Consider the following 23,297-nt stretch of genomic DNA (forward strand, 5'->3'; position numbering starts at 1 on the left):
GGGGACGGTGAAAGCTGCATTCGCGGAGACTCCCCCTCACCCGGATCGCATCTGCGATGCGATCCGACCTCTCCCCGCAAGCGGGGAGAGGTGAAAGATCACGCCTTGCTCAGGCCGGCGGCCTTCATCGCCTCGCCCATCTGGGCGTCGCCCTTGTCCATGAAGCTTGCGAACTGGCCGGCATCGCCCCACACGGTGCCGAAGCCGCGGTTGCTCATGAAGTCCTTGAACTCGGCGGAGTCGTAGACCTTCTTCAGCGCCGCGGTGAGCTTCGTTGCGATCTCCGGCGGCAGGTTCTTCGGTGCGCCGATGCCGCGCCAGGCGCCGGTCGCGTAGTCGATACCCATCGCCTCCTTCAGCGTCGGCACGTCCTTGAAGATCGGGTTGCGCGCCGGCGCCATGATGGCGAGGCTCCTTGCCTTGCCCGCCTCGATGATGGCGCGCGCCTCCGGCACCGAGCAGGTCGTGAGGTCGAGGCCGCCGGCGGCAAGATCCTGCATCGCGGGCGCAGCGCCATTCGACGGCACCCAGGCGACCTGGTTGGCGGGCAGGCCCATCGCCTGCATCCAGCCGACCAGCGCGAGATGCCAGATGCCGCCCTGGCCGGTGCCCGACGCCTTGAACTTGCCGGGAGGCGCCGCCTTGATGGCTTCGGCGAGCTCCTTGACGGTCTTGTAGGGCGAGGAGGAGGAGACCTGGATGCCGGGCGGGTCCTCGTTCATCAGCGCCAGCGGCGTGTAGCTCTTCGGCGTCAGCTCGGTGAGGCCCTGCCAGTGCATCATCGAGATTTCGACGGTGAGCATGCCGATGGTATAGCCGTCCGGCTGCGCGGTTGCGATCGCGCTATGGCCGACCACGCCTGAACCGCCGGTGCGGTTGACGACGTTGAAGGGCTGGCCCAGATCCTTTTCCAGAAGGGCTGCGACAATGCGCGCAGTCGCGTCGGTGCCGCCACCGGCGCCCCAGGGCACGATCACGGTGACCGGCCGGGCCGGATACGCCTGTGCGCGCGCGGGTGTGAGACCGAATGCGGCGGATGCGGCAATCGCGGCGGAAGAGGCCGCAAAAGTGCGGCGCGAAATCTTGGACATCAATGCCTCCCAGCGGCGCCCGTGACACCGGGCGCTCTTGTCAATGAAGGCATTCTAGTCGGCTTTGCGGCGCCGCTGCAAGGTAGCGCTACCACAGCGCTGTGAGCAACGTGTCGCTGCTCAAAACATCATCACTGCGGCTCCTCCGCGTCGCCCTTCGGCCGCGCGCCGCCGAAGATGCGCATGCCTTCCGCCGTGAGATGGGTGTTCAGCGTTTCCCACGGCACGAAGGCGACATATTCGCCCTCGGCGTAGGGGCCGACCGCGTAAGGCGGATAGTGGAAGGTGAGCCCGGAACTCTTGCCCGCTTCGGTTGACGGCGCGAGCGTCACCGCGCCGATCTTGAGCAGGCTCGGCTCGACGCTCTTGAACCACTCGTCGGTCGCGGTCTCGCTGGTGTCTCGCTTCTTCTTCTCGGCTCTCAGCGAAGCGATCACGGCCTTCACCATCGCCTTCATGGTCGCCCCGTTGTCGGCGGTCTCCGTGAAGAACGGGCGGATCGAGATGCGCTTGCCCTCGCTCTTGTCCGACAGGATCGTGTTCACGTCCGAATTGGGATGCGCGCCATGAGTGTCCATGTAGTCGTTGCGCAGGACGCTGACATAGCGATCGCCGACCACGGAGCGGATCGCATATTTGCGCTCGAAATCCCAGCCGCCGTCCTTGAAGAACTGCGGATCTTCCTTGCGCGCGGCGGCGGCTTCGGCCGCGTTCTTGTCGAGCCACTTCCTGCCTTCGGCCAGGCAATCCGCCGCTAGCGCCGCATCCGCCTTGATCCTGTCGTCGAGGAAGACGCGGGCGTCGATGCTCTTGGTCTTGATGACGGCGTCGGGCTTGGGGTCCGCGGCGAGGGCGGAGATGACGCACGTTGCGCTAAGCGCCATGGCGACGCTCAAACCGATCATGAACTTCAAGGGGAGTGCTCCTTACGTGAGCGTCAGAATATTTCGAGGATGTGGTCTGCGATCTGCTGCGCAGAGTGGGGAGAGGCGGAGCGCCGGACAGTCGCCTGCGCCTGCAAGCCGGTCGCATCCTCGATGATCTGCTCGACGTCGATCAGGTTGAGCAGCGAGAAAGAGGCCTCCGGTTCGACCTCGACCAGGACATCGATGTCGCTGTGCGGGTGATAATCGTCGCCGTCCCGCGTGCCGAGGATGGCGAGCTTCGAGACGCCCTTGGCTTTGATGGCATCAGCGTTCCTGCGTATCGCAGCGATGACCTCATCACGTGTCATGGAGACAATCCGGCCGGTGATGCGGCCAGCGTACCATCTACTCCGCCGCCTCGCTATGCCCGAGCCGGGCATTCAGCTTGCGGATCAGCTCCTCGGCGGCTTCCGCAATCACCGTGCCCGGCGGGAAGATGGCTTCGGCGCCGGCCGCATAGAGCGCGTCGTAATCCTGCGGCGGCACCACGCCGCCGATGATGATCATGATGTCGTCGCGGCCCTGTTTCTTCAGCGCGGCCTTGAGTTCAGGCACTGCGGTGAGATGGGCGGCGGCGAGCGAGGAGACGCCGAGGATGTGCACGTCGTTCTCGACCGCCTGCCGCGCAGCTTCGTCGGCAGTTGCAAACAGCGGCCCGATGTCGACGTCGAAGCCGATGTCGGCGAAGGCCGAGGCAATCACCTTCTGGCCGCGGTCGTGGCCGTCCTGGCCGATCTTGGCGACCAGGATGCGCGGCCGGCGGCCTTCCGCCTCCTCGAAGGCGTCGATCAGCGCCTGAACCTTCTCGACCTGGTTACCCATGCTGGACGCCTCCCGCTTGTAGACGCCGGTGATGGACTTGATCTCTGCGCGGTGCCGGCCGAACACCTTTTCCATCGCGTCCGAGATTTCGCCGACGGTCGCCTTCGCCCGTGCCGCGTCGATGGCGAGTGCGAGCAGATTGCCGTTGCCTTCGCCGGCCGAGCGCGTCAGCGCGGCAAGCGCCGCGTCGACGTCGGTCTGGTTGCGCTCGGATTTGAGCCGCGTCAGCTTGTCGATCTGGAGGCGGCGGACATTGGTGTTGTCGACCTTGAGGATGTCGATGGGAGCCTCATCCGTCGGCTTGTACTTGTTGACGCCGATCACCGCCTGCTTGCCGGCATCGATCCGGGCTTGCGTCTTGGCCGAGGCCTCCTCGATGCGCAGCTTTGGCACGCCGGCCTCGATCGCCTTGGCCATGCCGCCGAGCTCCTCGACCTCCTGGATATGGCTCCACGCCTTCGCCGCAAGGTCGCGCGTCAGCCGCTCGACATAATACGAGCCGCCCCAGGGATCGATGATGCGGGTGGTGCCGCTCTCCTGCTGCAGGAAGAGCTGGGTGTTGCGGGCGATGCGTGCCGAGAAGTCGGTCGGCAGCGCTAAGGCCTCGTCGAGCGCGTTGGTGTGCAGTGACTGGGTGTGGCCTTGGGTGGCCGCCATCGCCTCCACCGTCGTGCGCATCACATTGTTGAACACGTCCTGCGCGGTCAGCGACCAGCCCGAAGTCTGGCAATGCGTGCGCAGCGACAGCGAGCGCGGGTCCTTCGGATTGAACGGCTTCAGCAGCTTCGCCCACAAGAGGCGCGCGGCGCGCATCTTGGCGACTTCCATGAAGAAGTTCATGCCGATCGCCCAGAAGAACGACAGGCGCGGCGCGAAGCGGTCGACATCCAGGCCCGCGGCAAGTCCTGCGCGCAGATATTCGACGCCGTCGGCGAGCGTATAGGCGAGCTCGAGGTCCTGCGTCGCGCCGGCCTCCTGCATGTGATAGCCGGAGATCGAGATCGAATTGTATTTCGGCATCTTCGTGGAGGTATAGGCGAAGATGTCCGAGATGATCCGCATCGAGGGCGCGGGCGGATAGATATAGGTGTTGCGCACCATGAACTCTTTCAGAATGTCGTTCTGAATGGTGCCTGAGAGCTTTTCCGGCGCAACGCCCTGTTCGCCCGCGGCGGCGACATAAAGCGCGAGGATCGGCAGCACCGCGCCGTTCATGGTCATCGACACGCTCATCTGGTCGAGCGGAATGCCGGCAAACAGCGTGCGCATGTCGTAGATGGAATCGATGGCAACACCGGCCATGCCGACGTCGCCGCCGACGCGCGGATGGTCAGAGTCATAGCCGCGATGGGTGGCGAGATCGAAGGCGACCGAGAGGCCTTTCTGTCCGGCCGCGAGGTTGCGGCGGTAGAACGCGTTGGAATCCTCCGCCGTGGAGAAGCCGGCATACTGCCTGACGGTCCAGGGCTGGTTGACATACATGGTCGGGTAGGGGCCGCGCAGGTAAGGCGCGATGCCCGGATAGGTCTCGAGGAAATCGAGTCCGGCAAGATCGGCCTCGCCATAGGCAGGCTTCACCAGGATGCCCTCGGGCGTTAGCCACGGCTCTGCGCTGCCGACTGGCGCGGCGGTCGCGGCGCGCTCGAAGGCGACGTCGGCGAAATCAGGAATGCGGCTCATGGTTTCAACCATATCATAAACGCTCAATCATGATCCGGATGCTGATGGCTGACGATGGTCGCCATCTTCTCCGGCCCGTAATTCTGTTGCGTGGTCTGGCTCGGCAAATTGGAGATTCCGACCACCCAGCCGAGGCGGGATTCAGTTCCGTATTGGCGCGTCGGCACCAGCTGGTCGGGCCGGTCGAAGGCGCCGGTCATGATCTCGATCCGGTCGCCGTCGATACGGCCGAAGCTCAGCGGCGTGCCGCAGGCGGCGCAATAGCCGCGATCGGCGATCGAGGAGGAGCGGAAGAACGACGGTTGCCCTTTGCTCCAGGCAAAATCCGTCCGGTTGATGTCGGCGAAGGACGCGAACGGCGCGCCGCTCGCCTTCTGGCACATCCGGCAATGGCAGATCGAAACCCTGTTGGGGGTTGCCGTCACCGCAAAGCGCACCGCGCCGCATTGGCAGCCGCCGGTGAAAACTGGTTTGCCCGCTTCGCTCATGCCTGCTCCATCCGTCGGTAGGCGTCTTGCAGTGTCGCAAGCGCATCGCCTCCGGCGAAGACAAAACCCGTGACGCCGGCCGCACGGAGTGCCGCCTCGGCATCGGTCGGACGGCCTGCCAGATAGATATGTCGCGCGCCCGCCGTTTGCAGGGCCTTCGCCGCGGCGTCGGCGTGTTCCGGATAGACCTTGTCGCTGGAACAAAGACAGGCAAGCTCGGCGCCGGAGGTCCTGAATGCGGCGGCCAATTTGGCCGGATCGGCAAAGCCCTCGCTGTCGACGGCCTGGATGCCGCCGGCCTCGAACAAGCTCTTGGCAAAGGTCGCCCGCGCCGTGAAATCGGCGGGCGTGCCGAGATTGGCCAGAAACACCTTTGGCCGCGCGCCGCGCGCCTTCAGCGCCGCATCTGATTTGTCGCGCAGTGCCTCGAACGGTTCCGCAAGCCGGATCGGCGGCAGCGCATCGAACTTATACTTCTGTTCGCCATAGGGTGCGAGCGCGACCGGCGTCGCCGTCAGCACCGCCGTTTCGCTCTCATGCAGGTTGGGAAACTCACTGGCGCCTGTCAGCACGTCGCGGCGCTTTGCGATGTTGGCGTCGCGCGCTTTTCGCGCGGCCCCGACCTTGCTCTGGAACAGGCCTTGCTGAAGCGCGGCGAAGGCGCCGCCGACTTTCTCGCTCTCCTGGAACAGCGCCCAGGCGGCCTCGCAAAGCTGCGCCGTCAACGTCTCGATGCCGCCCGCGCCGGCGGCGGGATCGCTGACCTTAGCGAGGTTGCTTTCTTCCAGCAGCAGGGCTTGCGTGTTGCGCGCCACGCGCCGCGCGAAAGGATCAGGCAGCCCGAGCGCCAGCGTATGCGGCAGCACGGTGATCGCGTTGGCGCCGGCGAGCCCGGCCGCGAATGTCGCGATGGTCGCGCGCAGCATGTTCACGTAGGGATCGCGCTGCGTCAGCATGCGCCAGGCCGTATCGGCGGCGATGAACAGCGGCTTCGGCGTCAGCCCGCACGCCGTCTCGATGCGCGCCCACAGCAGCCGCAGCGCGCGGAATTTTGCCATGGTCAAGAACTGGTCGGCATCCGCGGCGAGCCGCGCATAGATCATTCCCTGCGCCTGCTCCAGCGGAACGCCGGCGCCTTCGATCGCGCGCAGATAGGCGACGCCGCAGGCGAGCACGAACGCGAGCTCCTGCACCTCGGAGCCGCCGGCATCGTGGATCACGCGCCCGTCGGCGGATGCGAACGGTCCCTTGAAGCCGAGCGCGGCGAGCCCCTTGATGGCGCCGGTGACGGCCGGAACGATCTCGTCCCATGTGTAGGGGCTGTGCCCCCACACCGCGCCGGCCGCAAGCGGATCGAGCCCGAAGCGGATGTTGCAGGCGGCGGGATCGAGGCCGTTGCTCTTCACATATTCCGCGACATGGATCGCCGCCATCCGCGATTGCGGACCGATCTGGAGCTCGATGCCGATGCCGGCATCGAGATGAATATCCTTGAAAACCTTTGCGACCGCATCGGCCGAAGGTTCCAGCCCAAAGCCGTGAGCGCTACTGCCGCCGGCGAACACCAGCGCGAGACCCGTCGCGCCGTTCTCGAGATCGGTCAGCGCCTGCGCATTCGCGAGCGCTGCATCGGGATGGTCGATCCGCTGCATGATCTGCCACGGCGCGGCGGCAGGCCGTCCCACCACGGGCGCGACGCCCCGGGCGCGCGGATAGAGCGGGTCGATCTTGAGGCCGTCATAAGTCTTGCCGACCAGCTTCTCGAACGGCGCGCCCTTCAGCACGCCGTCGACCAGCTTGCGCCAGTCGTCGACCGTGGCCTTGGGGAAATTCGCCGCCAGCGGCAGGTCGTCAGTCACGGAGGTCATACGGCCAAGGGCTCCCAAAAATCTTGTTGTTCGCAGGCGAAATTGCCACGGCCGGCCGTCGCTGCAAACGGTTGTTTTTGGTTAACCGGTATCCGGAAGCCGCTCAATGCCTTGCGTCGAGACGCTGGCAAGCCCGTCACGCACACGAATGCCCGAGATCACGCGGTCGGGCGCGATTTCGGCCAGCGGCACCAGCACGAAGGCGCGCTCGAACAAGCGCGGATGCGGCAAGGTCAGGTCGGGCTTCTGCAAGCTGACATCGTCATAGGCGATCATGTCGAGATCGAGCGTGCGCGGGCCCCATTGCCGCTCCTTGTTCCGCGTGCGGCCGAATTTCTGCTCGACCTTCTGCATCACGAACAGCAGCGCGTGCGGATCGAGGTCGGTCTCGATCTCGACGCAGGCATTGATGAAGGGGTCCTGGTCCTCGTCGCCCCAGGGCGGCGTCGCATAGTCCGAAGAGCGCGCGATCATTGCGGCTTGCGCCATGCCGCAGATGTGCGAGATCGCCTTCCGGAACGTCGCGCGGACATCGCCGACATTGCCGCCGAGTGCGATCAGCACGCTCGCCATCTCAAGGATGCCGCGAACGCGTCAGCATGATGCCGACGTCGTCGAAGATCGCGGCGATCGGCGCATGCGGCTTGTGCACGGTGATCTTCACGGCGCGGATGCGCGGGAAGTGCGACAGGATGGCATCGGCGACCGCGCCGGCCGCCCGCTCCAGCAGCTTGTAATTTGTATTCTTGAACGCCGCCGTCGTGGTCGCCACGACTTCGGCGTAGGACACCGTATCGGCGAGCCGGTCGCTGCGCGACGGCTCCGACAAATCGGTATAGAGCTCGAGGTCGATGACGAAGCGCTGGCCGACTTCGGTCTCGTGATCCATCACGCCGTGGCGGGCGTGGATCGACAGGCCGGTGACGAAGATCGTATCGGTCATTGCTTGCTCTCGATTGCGTTCGCGACCCGCAGGGCCTGCAGGGTCTCGGCGATGTCATGGGTGCGGATGATTTTGGCGCCGCGCTGTGCAGCGATCAGATGCGCGGCGATCGAGCCGGCGAGCCGTTCTTTCGGCTCGGAGGGCGACACCGAGGCGATGAAGCGCTTGCGTGAAGCGCCGACCAGGATCGGCAGGCCGAACATGTCGAATTCGCGCAGCCGCGCCAGTGCGGTCATGCTTTGCTCGGCCGTCTTGCCGAAGCCGATGCCGGGATCGAGCACGATTTTTTGGCGCGCAATGCCCGCCTTCGTTGCGATATCGAGCGAGCGCTGGAAGAACGCCTTTATGTCCGCGACGATGTCGATGGCGGGATCGACGCTGTCGCGGTTGTGCATGACGATGACGGGGACGCCGCGCGCGGCGATAAGCTGCGCCATGCCGGTGTCGCGCTGCAGGCCCCATACGTCGTTGGCGATCGCAGCGCCCTGGTCGAGCGCAAAGGCCACGACTTCGGCCTTCATGCTGTCGATCGACACGGGGACGCCCAGCGCCACTACGCCTGACAGCACCGGCTTCAGCCGGGCCAGCTCGTCCGCCGCCGTCACTGGCCGGGCGCCCGTGTAGGGCCGGGTGGACTCGGCGCCGATATCGATGATGTCGACGCCGGCCTCGATCATCGCCCGCGCCCGCGCAAGCGCCAGCTCGGGCGCGATGAACTCGCCGCCATCGGAGAAGGAATCCGGGGTGACGTTGAGCACGCCCATCACTGCCGGAATCGGCCGCTCCAGCAGCGTCCGCAGCACGTCGGGCCCGGCCGAGCCGGCCGGCGGGACGGATGGGGATGGCGAGGCGTTCATGCGGCCCGCTTTAGCGGTCGGGGAGGGGGGATTCAAGGTGGGATTGGAGGCAACACGCGCCGCTCTATCACCGTCATCCTGAGGTGGCCGCTTCTTCAGCGGCCCTCGAAGGGCGACGGCCCGACTCTCTCCGCGCGGCGGCAGTGTGGCCGTCCATCCTTCGAGGCTCCCCGCGCGGTACTACGCACCGCACGGCTCGCGCCTCAGGATGACGGGGAGAGAATGGTGCGGATGGAAAGTGGGCTAATACGTAATCTTCGGCGGCAGCTTCTTCGCCTTGGCGATGATGTCGCCGACCGATTTTTCCGAGGGCAGGATGCGGACGAGCTTCTTCTTCTCGTTGGCTTCCCGCATGCTCTGGGCGAGCCGTGCCGGATTCCGATAGGCGAGCTCGCGCACGGTGGTGACGCCGGCGGCGCGGACGAGGCCGACCTTGGCCCGGCCCATCCCGGGAATGCGCATGTAGTCGGAGACGTTGGCCCATTCCAGCAGTTGCTGCTCGCTGATGCCGGTCTTGGCGGCGAGCGCCTTGCGGCCCTTCACGGTCGAGGCCGCCTCGAGCAGCGCGTCGGTCGTGCGGATTCCATGCGCCTTCAACTTGTTGGCCGCAAAGGCCGGCAGGCCCTCAATCTCGGAGATCGGATATGTCATGATGCTCGATATGAAAAGCGTCGCTCAGGCGAACTGGCTGAGGCCCGGCGTCCCCGCGATGATCTTGCCCATCTGATCCGCTCCGATTTTGTCTCGGCCGTAGCGGAAAAGTTCACGGGCAATGCTTTGAATCTCGGACATGCCAAGCCCCAGGCCCATCAGGCGCGTGCCGACGGCCATCAGGCCGCCGCCCATCAGCCGCGACAGTCCGCCGCTGCTCCTGGACGCCTCGATCGCCGCTTCCGCACCGGGAATCTGATCGATCAGCGCTTCGACGTTCTCGGAAGGACCTTCGCTGCGGAGGAAGCCCAGGATAATGCCGACGGTCTTTTCAGCGACAGCACTATCTATGCTGGCGTTCGATGCCAGCTGCCCGATCAGCTCGTCCATAATGCCCGCCCCTCAGCCGGTTTGCATGCCGGAGTATTGCTTCCGAAATGATCTTGATCCGGAGCGATGTGAATTACAAGCGATGAACGCACGCAACGTTCCGATTCACTCCCGAAGGCGCGAAAAGTGTTGCAGCGATGCAAGAGCGGAGCTGGATTTTTGCAAGAAAATGCCGCGGTGCGAACGCCTCGTTCCTACTTTCGGCTGATGTCGCCGGTAAGTTTCCGACAATGTCGCATGCTCGGGGCGCGTTGAACGGTTTTAATCCGCACGCGACATGCGTTAAACTACGGAACAGGCGCATTCGAGTTTCGATACGCGAAACACGGCAGAGAGATCAGAGAGAAGCATGACCGCACAGGACAGCAAGCTCGGCGACACCGACGACAAGATTTTCGTCGGCAAGGGAGACGAGCAGGCATGGCTGACGCTCGGGCTCGCCAATCGCCACGGCCTCGTCACGGGTGCTACCGGAACCGGTAAGACGGTATCGCTGCAAGTCATGGCGGAAGGATTTGCGCGCGCCGGCGTTCCGGTCTTCGCGGCCGACATCAAGGGTGACCTCTCCGGCATCTCCGAGGTCGGCGAGGCCAAGGATTTCATCGTCAAGCGTGCCACCGAGATGGGCCTGACGTTTCAACCCGACCAGTTCTCGACAGTGTTCTGGGACGTGTTCGGCGAACAGGGTCATCCCGTGCGGGCAACCGTCACGGAGATGGGGCCGCTTCTGCTCGCGCGCATGCTCGACCTGAACGACGTGCAGGAAGGCGTGCTCAACGTCGCCTTCCGCGTCGCCGACGACAACGGGCTGACCCTCATCGACATGAAGGATCTGCGCGCGCTGCTCGATGCCATCGTGCCGGATGCCGGCAAGAAGGGGGCGGACGCCGAGGAAAGCCCGCTTGCCGACATCAAGAAGGAGGCCCAGGGTTTTGGCAACGTCACCAAGGCCACCGTCGGCACCATCCAGCGCCAGCTGCTGGTGCTGGAGAACCAGGGCGGCACCAAATTCTTCGGCGAGCCGGCGCTGACGCTGAAGGACTTCATGAAGACCGACCGCGACGGCCGCGGCATGGTCAACATCCTTGTTGCCGACAAGCTGCTGCAGAGTCCACGGCTTTACGCGACATTCCTGCTGTGGATGCTGTCAGAATTGTTCGAGGAGTTGCCCGAGGCCGGCGATCTGCCGAAGCCGAAGCTGGTGTTCTTCTTCGACGAGGCACATCTGTTGTTCAACGACGCGCCGAAGGCGTTGATGGACAAGATCGAGCAGGTCGTGCGTTTGATCCGGTCCAAGGGCGTCGGTGTCTATTTCGTGACGCAAAACCCCGTCGACGTGCCCGATCGCGTGCTCGGGCAATTGGGCAACCGTGTGCAGCATGCGCTGCGTGCCTTCACGCCGCGCGACCAGAAGGCGGTCGCCGCCGCGGCCCAGACCTTCCGGCCCAACCCGAAGCTCGACACCGCCAAGGTGATCATGGAGCTCGGCAAGGGCGAGGCGCTGGTGTCCTTCCTCGAAGGCAACGGCACGCCGACGATGGTCGAGCGTGTCATGATCCGGCCGCCATCGGCCCGCATCGGATCGATCACGCCGGAAGAGCGCAAGGCGATCATGGATGCGAGCCCGGTGAAGGGCAAATACGACACTGCTGTCGATGCCGAATCCGCCTACGAGATGATCCAGAAGCGGATTGCCGGCACGGCTGCGACTGCCGATGCCGGTGCGGCCGACGGAGGTGGCGGCGGCATCCTCGGCCAGATCGGCTCGATGGTCGGCACCATCTTCGGCACCAACGTCAAGCGCGGCCGCCTGTCGGCGGGCCAGGTCATTGCGCGCGACGTGACGCGATCGGTCACCAACCAGGTGATCGGGGGGATGGCGGCCAATCTCGGCAAGTCGGTCGCCGGCCAGCTCGGTGGCTCGATCGGCCGCACCCTGGTGCGAGGCGCGCTCGGCGGGCTGCTGCGAAGGTAGGCAGAGAAGCCGGATTTGAGGCACTAAAGCCTCCACTGCGTCAAGCCCGGCATGACGAAATCTCGCGAGTATTTGGATGCGATTGCCCCGCACGCCGGGCGAGGCCGAACACCATAAATTCAGGTGAAGGGGGTTCTCCAAGCGTCCGTCGGTCTGCTACGTGCTATTTGTTTCCGACGGGACATAATGTGACATCACCGAATCTATCAGACAAACTCGGCCCGCACAGAGCCTTGTCGCTGCGCGCGCCGCTCGATCTGCTCTTCCTGCTCTGCTGCGTCCTCCTGACCGCCGACGTGCTCGTTCCCGAGATCTTCGGCCACGGCAAGACCAAGGATTATGGGCTGTGGTACTGGGCCGGGCAGCAGGTGCTGCACGGTGGATCGCTCTATCCCGACAAGATCGGCGAGTATTTCGAATTCATCTATCCGCCGCTGCCGGCGATCTTGCTGGCGATCCCGAGCTGGTTCGGCAAGATCCCGCTCTATGTCGTGCTGTCGATCCTGAACGTGGTGGCGTGGTGGTACACGGGCAACTTCTCCAATGCCATGACGGGATCTGGCCGCAGGCCCGGCCCGTGGCTCGAAGCGCTGCCGGCCATCGTCACCGTGACCTTCGTGTTCGACATGTTCGACCTCGGCCAGCCGAACCTCGTGCTGCTGGCGATGATGCTGTGGGGCTTCTGGTTGTTGCAGCGTCAACGGTCCTGGCTCGCGGGCTTCCTGTTCGCGCTCGCCACCGCCATCAAGGTATTTCCGATCGCGGTGCTGCCTTATCTGGTCTGGCGGCGGAAGTGGGCAGCCACCGTCGCTACGGTCGCCTTCACCGGCATCCTTCTTTATGTCGTACCCGCGCCGATCCGCGGCTTCGAGCGCAACGCAGTCGAGCTCAAGACCTGGTACCAGGGCATGGTCGGCACGAGCTCGGAAAAGGGCTTTGGCCAGCGCGACGAGCAGAACTGGTCGTGGGTCAACCAGTCCCTCATTGCCGTCACGCACCGTCTGGTCCGGCCGATCAACTACAATCAGGAAGATCCCAGCAAGCCACCGCGCACGATGAATGTCATCGACGTCGACTACAAGACGGCGAACTTGATCGTGCTGGCGTTGTCGGCGTTGCTCGGGCTCGGCTTCCTCGCGGTGATGCCGCCGCAAGCGCGGCGAACGGCGCGCTCGGATGCGGAGGAGCTCGGCATCCTGTTCTGCCTGATGACGGTGGCATCGCCGCTGGCGCGGCAATACTACTTCATGTGGCTGTTCTTCCCGATGACGGTGCTGATGCATCGCGCCGCCTTCGACGCGCGACCGAACGTGCGGCTGGGAACCTGGCTCGCGCTGGGCGCCGCCGGCATCCTCATGCTGCTGTCGCTGCCGTGGTTTCCCAATGTCATCCAGGCCTGGGGCAATAACCTTGCCGCGACTGCCATTCTTGCAGGTAGCCTCGCATGGCACATCCGGCATCCGCCGGTTGCGGCTGGCTCCGAGGCGGCGGCAGCGCTAAAACCCGGTACCTCTTGAGACTCAAAAGTCAGGAATACGACCATGGCCAATGCGCAGCTTCAATCGGTGCTCGATCACATCGACAAGGATTTCGACAACAGCCTGGAGCGTCTGTTCTCGCTGTTGCGGATCAAGTCGATCTCTGCGGATCCGGCTTTTGCCGCCGACTGCAAGGCCGCGGCCGAGCATCTCGCCAAGGACATCGCGAGCCTCGGTGTCGCCACTGAAGTGCGCCCGACCGCCGGCCATCCCGCCATCGTCGGCAAGACCGGGGCAGGCGGACGGCCGCATGTGATTTTCTACGGCCATTACGACGTGCAGCCGGTCGATCCGCTCGATCTCTGGCACCGTCCGCCGTTCGAGCCTGTCGTCACCGACCACGCCGACGGCCGCAAGATCATCGTCGCGCGCGGCGCCGAGGACGACAAGGGCCAGGTCATGACCTTCGTCGAGGCCTGTCGCGCCTGGAAGAAAGTGACCGGCTCGCTGCCGATCGACATCACCTTCCTGATCGAAGGTGAGGAGGAGGTCGGCTCCAAGAATTTCGTGCCGTTCATCGAAGCCAACAAGGACGAGTTCAAAGCGGACTACGTGCTGGTCTGCGACACCGGCATGTGGGACCGCAACACGCCCGCGATCACGACGTCGCTGCGCGGTCTGCTCTATGAAGAGCTGAAGATCACCGCCGCCAATCGCGATTTGCATTCCGGCGTGTTCGGCGGCAGCGCCATGAACCCGATCCGGGTGCTGACGAAAATCCTGGGCGGCCTGTTCGACGACGACAACCGCATCACCATCCCCGGCTTCTATGACGGCGTGAAGGATCTGCCGCCTGATATCCTGGAGCAGTGGAAGAAGCTCAATCTCACGCCGGAGATGTTCCTCAAGCCGATCGGTCTGTCGATCCCCGCCGGCGAGAAGGGCCGGCTGCTGATCGAGCAGGCCTCCTCGCGCCCGACCTGCGACGTCAACGGCATCTGGGGCGGCTATATCGGCGAAGGCTCCAAGACAGTGATTCCATCGCACGCCTCGGCCAAGGTCTCGTTCCGCCTGGTCGAAGGGCAGGACCCCCAGAAGATCCGCAAGGCTTTTCGCGACTACGTGACGGCGCGGCTTCCGGGCGACTGCAAGGTCGAGTTCGGCGACCATTCCGCCGCGCCCGCGGTGGCGCTCGACTGGAACATGAAACCGCTCGCCGCCGCCAGCAAGGCGCTGACCGAGGAGTGGGGCAAGGAGACCGTGCTGATGGGGTCGGGCGCCTCGATCCCGATCGTCGCCGATTTCAAGCGGACGCTTGGACTCGACTCGCTGCTGGTCGGCTTCGGATTGGACGACGACAACATCCATTCGCCGAACGAGAAATACGACCTCCGCAGTTTCCAGAAGGGCATCCGCTCCTGGGCGCGGATCCTCGCGGCGCTCGCGGACGTGAAATAGGCGCGGTGCCGCAGGGTGGGCAAAGGCGCAAAGCGCCGTGCCCACCATTCGTCCGCGATCGCGATAGAAGAGGTGGGCACGCTTCCGCCTTCGCTCTTCGAGCTACGGCGGACAAGTCGCGTTGCCTACCCCACGAAGACTCTCTCCTCGTCATTGCGAGCGTAGCGAAGCAATCCAGAATCCCTCCACGGGCACAGTCTGGATTGCTTCGTCGCTTCGCTCCTCGCAATGACGGGGCAAATAAAAACGCCGCCCGGAATTGGGCGGCGTTTTATTCCAGAACGTGCAGAGGTAGTTCGAGAACTATCCTACACGAAACCTCGAAAATCTCAAGACCTGTAGCCCGGCAGCTCGCGGTCGAGCTTGCGCAGCAGCGGCGGCCAGACCAGGTTGGTGGCGCGCAGCTCGGCGCGGTCGCGGTTGGCGAGCAGCTCGGTGTTCTTCTCGATCGCAATCTCCTCGACCGGATAGACCGGCGTGCCCAGCGCGCGCGTGCGCACCTGCATCGAGCAGGCGCGCTCGAGATGGTACATGCGCTCGAACGCGGAGGCGACCGACCGGCCGACCGTCAGCGTGCCGTGGTTACGCAGCAGCATGTGATTGTGGTCGCCGAGGTCCTTCTGCAGCCGCGGCCGCTCGTCGTGGTCGAGCGCGATGCCCTCATAGTCGTGATAGGCGAGGTCGTGGGTGACGAGCTGGGCGGTCTGGTTGAGCGGCAGCAGCCCTTCCGCGCTGCTCGACACCGCGGTGCCGTCGAGCGTGTGGAGATGCAGCACGCAGATTGCGTCCTCGCGCACCTCGTGGATCGCCGAATGGATGGTGAAGCCGGCCGGGTTGATGCTGTACTCGCTCTCGGAGAGCTGGTTGCCGTGCAGGTCGACCTTGACGAGGCTCGATGCCGTGATCTCGTCGAACATCAGTCCGTAGGGGTTGATGAGGAAATGATGGTCGGGGCCGGGCACGCGCGCCGAAATGTGGGTGTCGACCAGATCGTCCCAGCCGTACAGCGAGACGAGGCGGTAGCAGGCGGCGAGATTGACCCGTTGCTGCCACTCCGCCTCCGTCATGTTCGACGGCACTTCCTTCAGGCGCGCTTCCGCTGGCGACATGGCAAATCTCTCCGAACCTCGTTGTTGCGGGGAGGGAGCCTAGTCCCGGTCGGGGGCGGCAGCAAGGCGGACAAAGCGCGGCAGTTCAGCGTAGCCCGCATGGAGCCAACGGGTCGGCGCGATGCGCCGCCCGATGACAGGCTCTGCGTAATGCGGGGGCCGCTATCCCGGATTTCGCTTCGCTCCATCCGGGCTACAAGGCAGGAGAGAATTATTACGGCGCCGGGATCGACAGCAGGCTGGAAATGCTGCGGCCGCGGATGTCGTAGACGCGGGCGAACACCACGTCGTCGCGCTTGATCTCGACCATCACGGGCGCGGTGAGGCCCTTGCAGTAGAACTCGCCGAGCGTCATCGCGAAATCGGCCGCGTTGGAATCCCAGCCGATGGTGAAGTCGGGCCCGAGCGCGACCTGGGCCGGGCGCTGCGGACCGCACACCGCGACCTTCCATTTACGGTTGCCCGGCGCCACTTCCTGCCGCTCGACGATCTGCTCGCGCAGTTCGTCCGAGGCCTGCTTCAGCGCAAGGCCCCAATAGTCCAGCATGAAGCGGTCGTCGGCGCCGCGCACGGTGCCGGCGATGTGGTTGAAGTGCGTGTATTGATAGGGATGCAGCCGGATCATCTCGGCCAGCGAGAGCGCGAGGCCGAAGCAGAAGGTCGCGAGCACGACGGGCTGCCAGGTGCGGTGGTTGGTGCGCAGGCGCTCCATGGCCCAGGCAAAGGCGACGCCGCCGAGCACCGCCATCGGCGGGATCACGAAGACGAAGTGGCGGATGCCGTTGTACAGCGCAGGCCGCTTCACCATCGCGATCGCGAGCGGCAGGGTCGCCGCCAGCGTCAGCATCAAGAGGATGGTCTTGCGGCGCGCCGGAACCTCGCGGCGCGGCAGCATGGCGAAGGTACTGACCACGGCGCCGCCCATCAGCACCAGCATCACCTCGGGCAGCTGCAGCGCGAACAGCGTCGGCAGATAGGACCAGGGCATGTCGGGCACGGACACGATCGCGCCGTCGAACATCTCCTTCCAGGGCTTCTCGAAGAAGTGCGAGAAATAGGTCAGGGCCTCGAAAGGATTGCCGGGCTCCATGATCGACCATGGCCAGATCAGGCCCATCACGAGATAGCCGAACACGAGGCCGGGCAGCAGCACGTAGACGACATGGGCGAAGCGGCGGGCTGCTTCGCGGGCGCCTTCGGTGCGCAGCTCCTCCAGGAACAACGGCATGAAGCCGATCATGGCGTAGACCAGCGCGAGGCCGCCGAGGACGCGGCAGCCGAGCGAGAGGCCGGCACCCAGGCCGACGATCAGGATCGTGCGCGGCGACGGCTGCGGATATTCCTCGGCGAGGCGGACGAGGCCGAGCATCAGGATGATCATGGCCACCGCGAAGGGCGCATCCTTCGGGTTCATGAACATGTGGCCGTAGAAGATCGGGCAGAGCGCGAGCAGCAGGAGTGCGGCAAGACCGGCAAGGGGCCCGCCGATGCGGCGGCCGAGCCGCCACGTCACCGCAAGCCCGATCACGCCGACCATGGCGCCGAGCAGGCGTCGCGTCTCGAACAGTTCGAGCGGAATGACCTTGTGCAGGAGAGCCGCGACCATGTCGAAGCCGCCGCCATACATGTAGAGATTCGCGAAGGAGAGTGCCGCGGTGTCCCTGAAGCCGGAACCGAACATGCGCAGCAGCAGGTCGGCATATTCAGCGTGGGTGTAATCGTCCCAGCCGAGCCCGTAATCGCGGAAGGTCAAGCCTGCAGTCACGGCGACCGCAGCCAGCACCAGCATGGCGAGATCGTCGCAAGTCCGTTCAACCGAGCGCCGCAGCGGCGTGTCGATCGCCGAAGTCGTGATGGATGTCATGGCTATTGGTGACCCGGAATCCCCTCTTGGCCCTGCTGGTGCCCGCGGGCCACTTCCCCGGAATCCCTATATCGCAGTTCCATTACCAAGTAATTGGGCATTATGGCTAAAATCCTGATGCGACGCAGCAAATCCAGACAGTTGAGAGCAGCTTAGAAGTAGCGGGCCGTAGCTGAAGGGAATGTGAATAAGTCCCTGATATCCTTCCCTTTAGGAACGCAGGCTCTAATTCGCCGTTGGCGTGGAACACCGTATGACGGTATCTTGGCGTAACGGGTGTCGCGCACGGCTGCGCGACCAGGGGTGAGTTCGATGAGCTTGGCATTGTTGATTGTGGGGATTTTCGCCGTCCTGGCGGGCCTCCTTACGATCCTGTTCGGCTTCACCGTTAGGGAGGCCAGCCTCGGCAGCACCCTCATAATCTCCGGCACTATTGGCGTCTGCTCCGGAATGTTACTGGCCGGCCTCTACGTCGTGGTCGTGGAACTGAAGGGCATCGCCCGCCGGCTGGCCGGATCGGCCGCGCCGGGCGAGGTTCGGGTCAGGCCCGTGTTGCCGGGCCTCGCGGTGCCTGGCGCGTCAGTGTCCGAGCCGTTCCCGGCATCGGCGACGAAATCCGAGCCACCGCCGGCCGCGGGTCTGCCGCCGTGGCAGAGCGAGGCCGCCGCGCGCGAGCGTCCGCGCGCCGAGCCGCCGCCGGAGCCGGAAGCCCCGACACCGCCTGCGGCTCCGGAAGCGCCGCGCCGCCGCAACCTGTTGTTCGCATCGTCCTCCCGCAAGGAGCGCGAGCGCGCGGAGGCGAAGGCGACAGAGAGCTTGCCGCCGCAGCCTCATGACGAGCCCACGGAACCAACCGCCCCGGAGAGTCAGCCGGCGAGCTTCGACGATGCCTGGCCGAGGCCGGACCGTATGCGGCCGCCGGAACCGCCGGCCGCCGGGCGTCGCCCGCCGCCGCGCTCGCCGTCGATCTTTGCCGAGCCCGGCCCGCCGCCTCCGCCCGAACCGGCGCCGGCGGTCGAGCAGGCGCCCGTGACCGTGCTCAAATCGGGTATCGTCGACGGCATGGCCTATTCGCTCTATTCCGACGGCTCGATCGAAGCGCAGATGCCGGAAGGCATGATGCGCTTCGCCTCGATCGACGAACTGCGCGCCCATCTCGACCAGCGGTCGTGAGACCGCCGCGTCCAAGTAGAGCGCCATCGTTCTTGTCACTTCGTCAGTAATCAGCTCATATTCGTCAGTCGTCTTATTTCGGCCGAATGTATTGTTGACACGGAATACTTAGGCGTCGTCTCTCCGGCGAGACGCAAGGTCAGGGAAAGGTCGGGCCCATGTCGGATAACGGGGCTAAGAACTTCATCGAGCTGACGGCGAGCATCGTGTCCGCCTATGTCGGCAACAATCCGACGCCGGCGGCCGATATCCCGAACCTGATCAGCCAGGTGCATGGCGCCCTGGTGCGGGTCTCGTCAGGCCGCACCGAGACCGCGCCGCTCGAGCCGGCCAAGCCGGCGGTGTCGCTGAAGAAGTCGATCGCGCCGGACTATCTGGTCTGTCTGGAAGACGGCAAGCGCTTCAAGTCGCTGAAGCGCCATCTGCGCACCCAGTACAACATGACGCCGGAGCAATATCGCGAGAAATGGGGCCTGCCGGCCGACTATCCCATGGTCGCGCCGAACTACGCGGTGGCGCGCTCGCAACTGGCAAAGCAGATGGGACTGGGACAGCAGCGGAAGCGGAAGTAGCCGCTTCAGGTGGCTTCCGCGAGCGCCTCTTTCGCGTCGGTCTTGATGCGCTCGACCATCGAGCGCAGGCCGTTGGAGCGCTGCGGCGTCAGATGATCGCGAAAGCCGAATTCGTTGAACACCGCGATCGCGTCGGTCGCAAGGATCTGCTGCGGCGTGCGGCCGGAGTAAAGCGAGAGCACGATCGCGACCAGCCCGCGCACGATGTGGGCGTCACTGTCGCCGCGATATTTCAGGATCGGGGCGCCGCCATCGCGATCGACCAGCTTCTGGAGCCAGACCTGGCTGACGCAGCCATTCACCTTGTTCTCGGCCGAATGCTCGGATTCGGGCATCGGTTCCAGGGTGCGGCCGAGCTCGATGACGTACCGGTAGCGGTCGTCCCACTCGTCCAGAAGCTCGAAATTGTCCCTGATTTCGTCGATCGTCGTCATGCTGGCCCAATGTTCCCGTTCAGGCCAATATAAGGATGCGAGGAGGCGAAATCGATAGGGTTTGGGCGCTAATTCGCCGGCGCCACCGCAGGACCGCGCCATTCCAGCGCGAGGTCGTCCTGGCTCAGGGTGTCGCGCGGCGCCTCGCCCGAGGCGGCATCGCCTTCGCCGGCCAGCGCGATCGAGCCGGTATGATCGGGCGCCTTCTTGTCGGTCTTCTCGAGCTGCTCTTTCTTGTCGTTGATGATCTGGTAGATCTTCTTCGCGCCGTCCTGTGCGCGCTGGCCGATGATGGTCGCGGCCTGGCCGCCGACCTCGCAGGCCGCCGGCTGGCGCTTGCAGAACTGGGTCACGTCGGAGACGGCCGCGGTCGCAGCTTGCACCGCATCGGCGGCGCCGATCTGCGGCAGCTTTTCCGATTCGGGCGTCTTGTCCCGCGGCAGGAGCACCAGCACCAGCCCGAGCCAGAATGTGATGCGGAGCAGAAAGCGCATCTTATCGACCTGTATGTTAGATCCCGCCGCGGCGATGCCCGCGAGGCGCTGGACCTAGCAACTCTCGATAAATCGCAAGTGATTGCCTTCCGCTTAATTCGCGGAAAATCTACGCAAGAATCTTCCCGAACCGCCACGTCGTAAATTTTCGATTGACGCCGGAGCCCCGTGATTCCAGTGGCGCCGCTTGTCCACCAATTCGAAACCATGCGGGGACTGGTGAAACCCTGTGTTCACCATCCCCGATGATGACGCGGTCAAATCGCTTAAAAATCTCCGCGATGCCACAGTGTCCGGCGGCGGGCCGCATTGCCTTAGCACTCGTTTAAGGTCGCTCTGACACGGTGGCTCAACGATAAGGAGGCGTTCCGGCGCGTCTTCTCGACGAGTGGGCCGAAGCGCGAGACCCGTGACAGTTTTGAGTATCATCCGCGATTGTCTCGATGCACTGCTGCATCCCTCCGCGCGTTACGACGCGCTGACGCGAGCGCGCCATCGTGCCTTCATGGCGCCGCGGCTGCTCGGCAGCCTGGCCGCGTTTGCCGCATTCCCGGTCTATCTCGCCACGCGCGGCGCGCCGAGCGCGATCGAGGTCGCCGCCTTCGCATGGCTGATCGCCCCCATTCTCCTGTCATGGTTCCTGTCGCGCACCGGCCGCTATGAAGGCGCCCACGTGCTGTCGTCGCTGGCGCTCGCCGGCCTGATCATGGCGGTTGCCGGCAGCACCGGCGGCATCGAATCATTTGCCGCGATCTGGCTGGTCGTGGTTCCCCTGGAAGCCGCGTTGTCGGCCTCGCGCCGCGTCGCGGCCTTCGCCTCCCTGCTTGCGCTGTCCTGCGCCGGCGTCCTGATCCTTGCCGGCCAGCTCGGCTGGCTGCCGGCCGGAGGCGCCAGCGCCGCAGAACGCGGCGTGCTGATGGCGTTCGGCGTCGCCTCGGCGACGCTCTATGCCGCGGGCCTCGCCTTCGGCGCGGAATCGCTCGCGCGCACCAGCGTTGCGCTGCTGTTGCGCGAGGAAGAGCGCTATCGCCTGCTGGCGCGCAACATGAGCGACGTCATCTCGCGGCATCGTCGCAACGGCGCGGTGCAGTTCATCTCGCCGGCGGTGGAAGCCATGCTCGGCATGCCTGTCGCGCAGCTGCTCGGCCACGGCCTGTTCGACCGCGTCCATGTCGCCGATCGTCCGGCCTATCTCACCGCGCTCTCCGATGCCGCCCGCGGCGACGTGCGCAGCGTCGAGTTCCGGCTGCGGCGGGAGCCGGCCGGATCGGAGCGTGGCCAGGTCGATTTCATCTGGGTCGAGATGCGCTGCCGGCCGCTCGACCAGGATATCGGCCGCCAGGATATTGACGGTGACGCTACGCGCGAAGCGGAAGTCGTCGGCGTGATGCGCGACGTCACCGATCGCAAGCTCGCGGAGCAGGCACTCGATCAGGCGCGCAGCGCCGCGGAAGCGGCCGATGCCGCCAAGACGCGTTTCCTCGCCACCATGAGCCACGAGCTGCGCACGCCGCTCAACGCCATCATCGGCTTCTCCGAGATGATCGCGCAGGAGCAGACCCTGATGCTGGGTGCGGCCCAGCGCAAGGAATATGCCCAGCTCATCAACGATTCCGGCCAGCATCTGCTGTCGGTCGTCAACGGCATCCTCGACATGTCCAAGATGGAATCGGGCAATTTCGAGATCGCGTCTGAACCGTTCGCGCCGCGCGCATCTCTGATGCATTGCTGCAATCTGCTGGCGCTGAAGGCGCGGGAGAACGGCATCGACCTCATCACCGATGCGCCGCAGGACCTGCCCGTCATGACCGGCGATCCGCGCGCCTTCAAGCAGATCGTGCTCAATCTCGTCGCCAACGCCATCAAGTTCACCGAGCGCGGCGGTCAGGTCACCGTATCGGCCGCTGTGTCCGGCTCGCAGCTCGCGCTGCGCATCAGCGACACCGGTGTCGGCATTGCGGCGGATGATCTCAAGCGCATCGGCGCGCCGTTCTTCCAGGCCGGAAAAACCTATCAGCGCCGTCACGAAGGCACGGGTCTCGGGCTTTCGATCGTGAAGAGTCTGGTGGCGTTGCATCTCGGCGAATTGACTGTACAAAGCAGGCTCGGCGAGGGCACCTCCGTCACCGTCAGATTGCCGCTCGTCTACACGCCGCCGCAGGCCAAGACGTCCGATAGAATGGTGGCCGAGAGCAAGATCGCGACACTGACACCGGTGCCGCGCCAGGAGCTTCAGGACCAATCTCACGACCAACCCGCTCTGGTGAAGAAAAGTGCCTAAGAAGTCTGCCAAGGACGATGCCGCTCCGCGCCGCCGTGGCGCCAAGGCCGCAGTCATTGATGTCGAGACCGAGCGCAATCTTGCGATGCGCATCCTGCTGCATAGTCCCAAGGATACGCTGGCCGGTCTCGTTGCCGTCGCCGCAGTCAGCGCGATCGTTGCCAACGCGCTGTTCCTTCAGACCGGCCGGCATCCGGCGCCGATGTTCGGCACCGTGATCAATCTTCCCGCGCCGTCGGCCGTGCCACTGTCGAACCCGTTGCCGCGTCCGCGTCCCGTCGGTGCCGATACCTCGCCGCTGGAGCCGAGAGCGACGGAGTTCCGCGCCGAGCCCAAACCTGCCGAGCGCGCCGCCGAGAAGCCACCCGAAAAGCCCGTCGAGGCGACGGCATCGACGCCGCGCGCGGGCGATCCGATGACCAATCTGGTCAAGCAAACGACGTCGGCGCCGCCTTCCGTCGCGATCGCGCGTCCGCCGGCGCCTATTCCCGTGGCGCAGAGCCCGGCCGCGCGGCGTATCGCCGGCGTGCAGCGCGCGCTGTCCGAATACGGCTATGGCAATTTGAAGATCACGGGCACGATGGGCGCGGAGACGCAGTCCGCGATCCAGAAATTCGAGCGCGAGCACAAGATGCAGGTGACGGGTCAGGTGTCAGACCGCCTGCTGCGTGAGCTCGCGGCCGCGATCGGCCATCCGGTCGAATAGGCGTCATTGTTGCGCGCAGGCTGGTGCTGATTGCAGC

At 65.0% G+C, this 23,297-nt stretch carries 22 protein-coding genes; 7 read left to right on the forward strand and 15 right to left on the reverse strand.

Translation table 11 applies throughout. The features are described from left to right. Window positions 1-98 precede the first annotated feature (98 nt). The 11 genes from QJT78_RS10270 to QJT78_RS10320 form a co-directional block, all read right to left on the reverse strand. Entirely contained in the window at window positions 99-1,091 is a 993-nt protein-coding gene (locus tag QJT78_RS10270) for a tripartite tricarboxylate transporter substrate binding protein (RefSeq protein ID WP_028146998.1), read from the reverse strand. A gap of 131 nt (window positions 1,092-1,222) precedes the next feature. After that, window positions 1,223-1,996: an RsiV family protein gene (locus QJT78_RS10275; RefSeq protein ID WP_038942564.1), complete on the reverse strand. Its 774-nt coding sequence runs from the start codon at window positions 1,994-1,996 to the stop codon at window positions 1,223-1,225. 32 nt (window positions 1,997-2,028) lie between these two features. Beyond that, window positions 2,029-2,325, reverse strand: a complete 297-nt coding sequence (locus QJT78_RS10280; RefSeq protein ID WP_028147000.1) for a nucleotidyltransferase domain-containing protein — start codon at window positions 2,323-2,325, stop codon at window positions 2,029-2,031. A gap of 37 nt (window positions 2,326-2,362) precedes the next feature. Then, window positions 2,363-4,519: a methylmalonyl-CoA mutase gene (gene scpA, locus QJT78_RS10285; protein ID WP_038952474.1), complete on the reverse strand. Its 2,157-nt coding sequence runs from the start codon at window positions 4,517-4,519 to the stop codon at window positions 2,363-2,365. A gap of 23 nt (window positions 4,520-4,542) precedes the next feature. Next, entirely contained in the window at window positions 4,543-5,007 is a 465-nt protein-coding gene (locus tag QJT78_RS10290) for a GFA family protein (protein ID WP_028153540.1), read from the reverse strand. Further along, complete coding sequence (locus QJT78_RS10295) at window positions 5,004-6,875, reverse strand: methylmalonyl-CoA mutase family protein (RefSeq protein ID WP_028153541.1); 1,872 nt, start codon at window positions 6,873-6,875, stop codon at window positions 5,004-5,006. Before QJT78_RS10295 ends, QJT78_RS10290 begins: the two co-directional genes overlap by 4 nt. Before the next feature lie 81 nt (window positions 6,876-6,956). Continuing rightward, complete coding sequence (gene folK / locus QJT78_RS10300; RefSeq protein WP_028153542.1) at window positions 6,957-7,448, reverse strand: 2-amino-4-hydroxy-6-hydroxymethyldihydropteridine diphosphokinase; 492 nt, start codon at window positions 7,446-7,448, stop codon at window positions 6,957-6,959. Window position 7,449: 1 nt separating this feature from the next. Beyond that, the gene (gene folB / locus QJT78_RS10305) at window positions 7,450-7,818 is read right to left on the reverse strand and encodes a dihydroneopterin aldolase (protein WP_008553485.1); all 369 of its coding nucleotides are present in this window, start codon (window positions 7,816-7,818) and stop codon (window positions 7,450-7,452) included. Beyond that, complete coding sequence (gene folP, locus QJT78_RS10310; protein WP_028153543.1) at window positions 7,815-8,675, reverse strand: dihydropteroate synthase; 861 nt, start codon at window positions 8,673-8,675, stop codon at window positions 7,815-7,817. Before folP ends, folB begins: the two co-directional genes overlap by 4 nt. Before the next feature lie 243 nt (window positions 8,676-8,918). Next, window positions 8,919-9,326, reverse strand: a complete 408-nt coding sequence (locus QJT78_RS10315) for a DUF4332 domain-containing protein (RefSeq protein ID WP_028153544.1) — start codon at window positions 9,324-9,326, stop codon at window positions 8,919-8,921. 24 nt (window positions 9,327-9,350) lie between these two features. Then, window positions 9,351-9,716, reverse strand: a complete 366-nt coding sequence (locus QJT78_RS10320; RefSeq protein WP_028153545.1) for a hypothetical protein — start codon at window positions 9,714-9,716, stop codon at window positions 9,351-9,353. Between the two features lie 349 nt (window positions 9,717-10,065). Here QJT78_RS10320 and QJT78_RS10325 point away from each other — a divergent pair, with 349 nt between their 5' ends. From QJT78_RS10325 to QJT78_RS10335, 3 genes are all read left to right on the forward strand, one after another. Next, a complete protein-coding gene (locus QJT78_RS10325; protein WP_028153546.1) occupies window positions 10,066-11,691 on the forward strand; it encodes a helicase HerA-like domain-containing protein in 1,626 nt (541 codons plus the stop codon). A gap of 188 nt (window positions 11,692-11,879) precedes the next feature. Further along, on the forward strand, window positions 11,880-13,208 hold the full coding sequence (locus tag QJT78_RS10330; protein ID WP_038942567.1) for a glycosyltransferase family 87 protein: 1,329 nt from the start codon (window positions 11,880-11,882) through the stop codon (window positions 13,206-13,208). Between the two features lie 24 nt (window positions 13,209-13,232). After that, window positions 13,233-14,627 (forward strand): M20/M25/M40 family metallo-hydrolase, encoded by a 1,395-nt coding sequence (locus QJT78_RS10335; protein ID WP_038942569.1) that lies wholly within the window; start codon window positions 13,233-13,235, stop codon window positions 14,625-14,627. Between the two features lie 329 nt (window positions 14,628-14,956). Here QJT78_RS10335 and QJT78_RS10340 read toward each other — a convergent pair whose 3' ends face one another. Together QJT78_RS10340 and QJT78_RS10345 are read right to left on the reverse strand one after the other, a co-directional pair. Next, on the reverse strand, window positions 14,957-15,736 hold the full coding sequence (locus tag QJT78_RS10340; protein ID WP_028153549.1) for a class II aldolase/adducin family protein: 780 nt from the start codon (window positions 15,734-15,736) through the stop codon (window positions 14,957-14,959). A 214-nt stretch (window positions 15,737-15,950) separates the two neighbouring features. Further along, window positions 15,951-17,600 carry a glycosyltransferase family 39 protein gene (locus QJT78_RS10345; RefSeq protein ID WP_212481824.1) on the reverse strand — a complete coding sequence of 550 codons (1,650 nt, stop codon included), beginning with the start codon at window positions 17,598-17,600 and terminating at the stop codon, window positions 15,951-15,953. A 312-nt stretch (window positions 17,601-17,912) separates the two neighbouring features. On the opposite strand from QJT78_RS10345, the gene QJT78_RS10350 reads away from it, so the two are divergent. Both QJT78_RS10350 and QJT78_RS10355 read left to right on the forward strand, forming a co-directional pair. After that, window positions 17,913-18,773 carry a hypothetical protein gene (locus QJT78_RS10350; RefSeq protein ID WP_028153551.1) on the forward strand — a complete coding sequence of 287 codons (861 nt, stop codon included), beginning with the start codon at window positions 17,913-17,915 and terminating at the stop codon, window positions 18,771-18,773. A 158-nt stretch (window positions 18,774-18,931) separates the two neighbouring features. Beyond that, entirely contained in the window at window positions 18,932-19,345 is a 414-nt protein-coding gene (locus QJT78_RS10355) for a MucR family transcriptional regulator (protein ID WP_038942574.1), read from the forward strand. 5 nt (window positions 19,346-19,350) lie between these two features. Here the strand turns inward: QJT78_RS10355 and QJT78_RS10360 are convergent, their stop codons facing one another. Together QJT78_RS10360 and QJT78_RS10365 are read right to left on the reverse strand one after the other, a co-directional pair. Further along, the gene (locus QJT78_RS10360; RefSeq protein ID WP_028149946.1) at window positions 19,351-19,779 is read right to left on the reverse strand and encodes a SufE family protein; all 429 of its coding nucleotides are present in this window, start codon (window positions 19,777-19,779) and stop codon (window positions 19,351-19,353) included. Between the two features lie 68 nt (window positions 19,780-19,847). Further along, window positions 19,848-20,273, reverse strand: coding sequence for a DUF5330 domain-containing protein (locus tag QJT78_RS10365; RefSeq protein ID WP_028149945.1), 426 nt, complete (start codon window positions 20,271-20,273; stop codon window positions 19,848-19,850). Window positions 20,274-20,682: 409 nt separating this feature from the next. On the opposite strand from QJT78_RS10365, the gene QJT78_RS10370 reads away from it, so the two are divergent. Continuing rightward, entirely contained in the window at window positions 20,683-22,554 is a 1,872-nt protein-coding gene (locus QJT78_RS10370; protein ID WP_028149944.1) for a PAS domain-containing sensor histidine kinase, read from the forward strand. Next, window positions 22,547-23,260 (forward strand): peptidoglycan-binding domain-containing protein, encoded by a 714-nt coding sequence (locus QJT78_RS10375; RefSeq protein WP_028149943.1) that lies wholly within the window; start codon window positions 22,547-22,549, stop codon window positions 23,258-23,260. Before QJT78_RS10370 ends, QJT78_RS10375 begins: the two co-directional genes overlap by 8 nt. Window positions 23,261-23,297: the final 37 nt, after the last annotated feature.

Origin of the sequence: Bradyrhizobium sp. Mp27 (assembly GCF_029953005.1) — a bacterium.
GTDB classification, from domain to species: Bacteria; Pseudomonadota; Alphaproteobacteria; order Rhizobiales; family Xanthobacteraceae; genus Bradyrhizobium; species Bradyrhizobium barranii.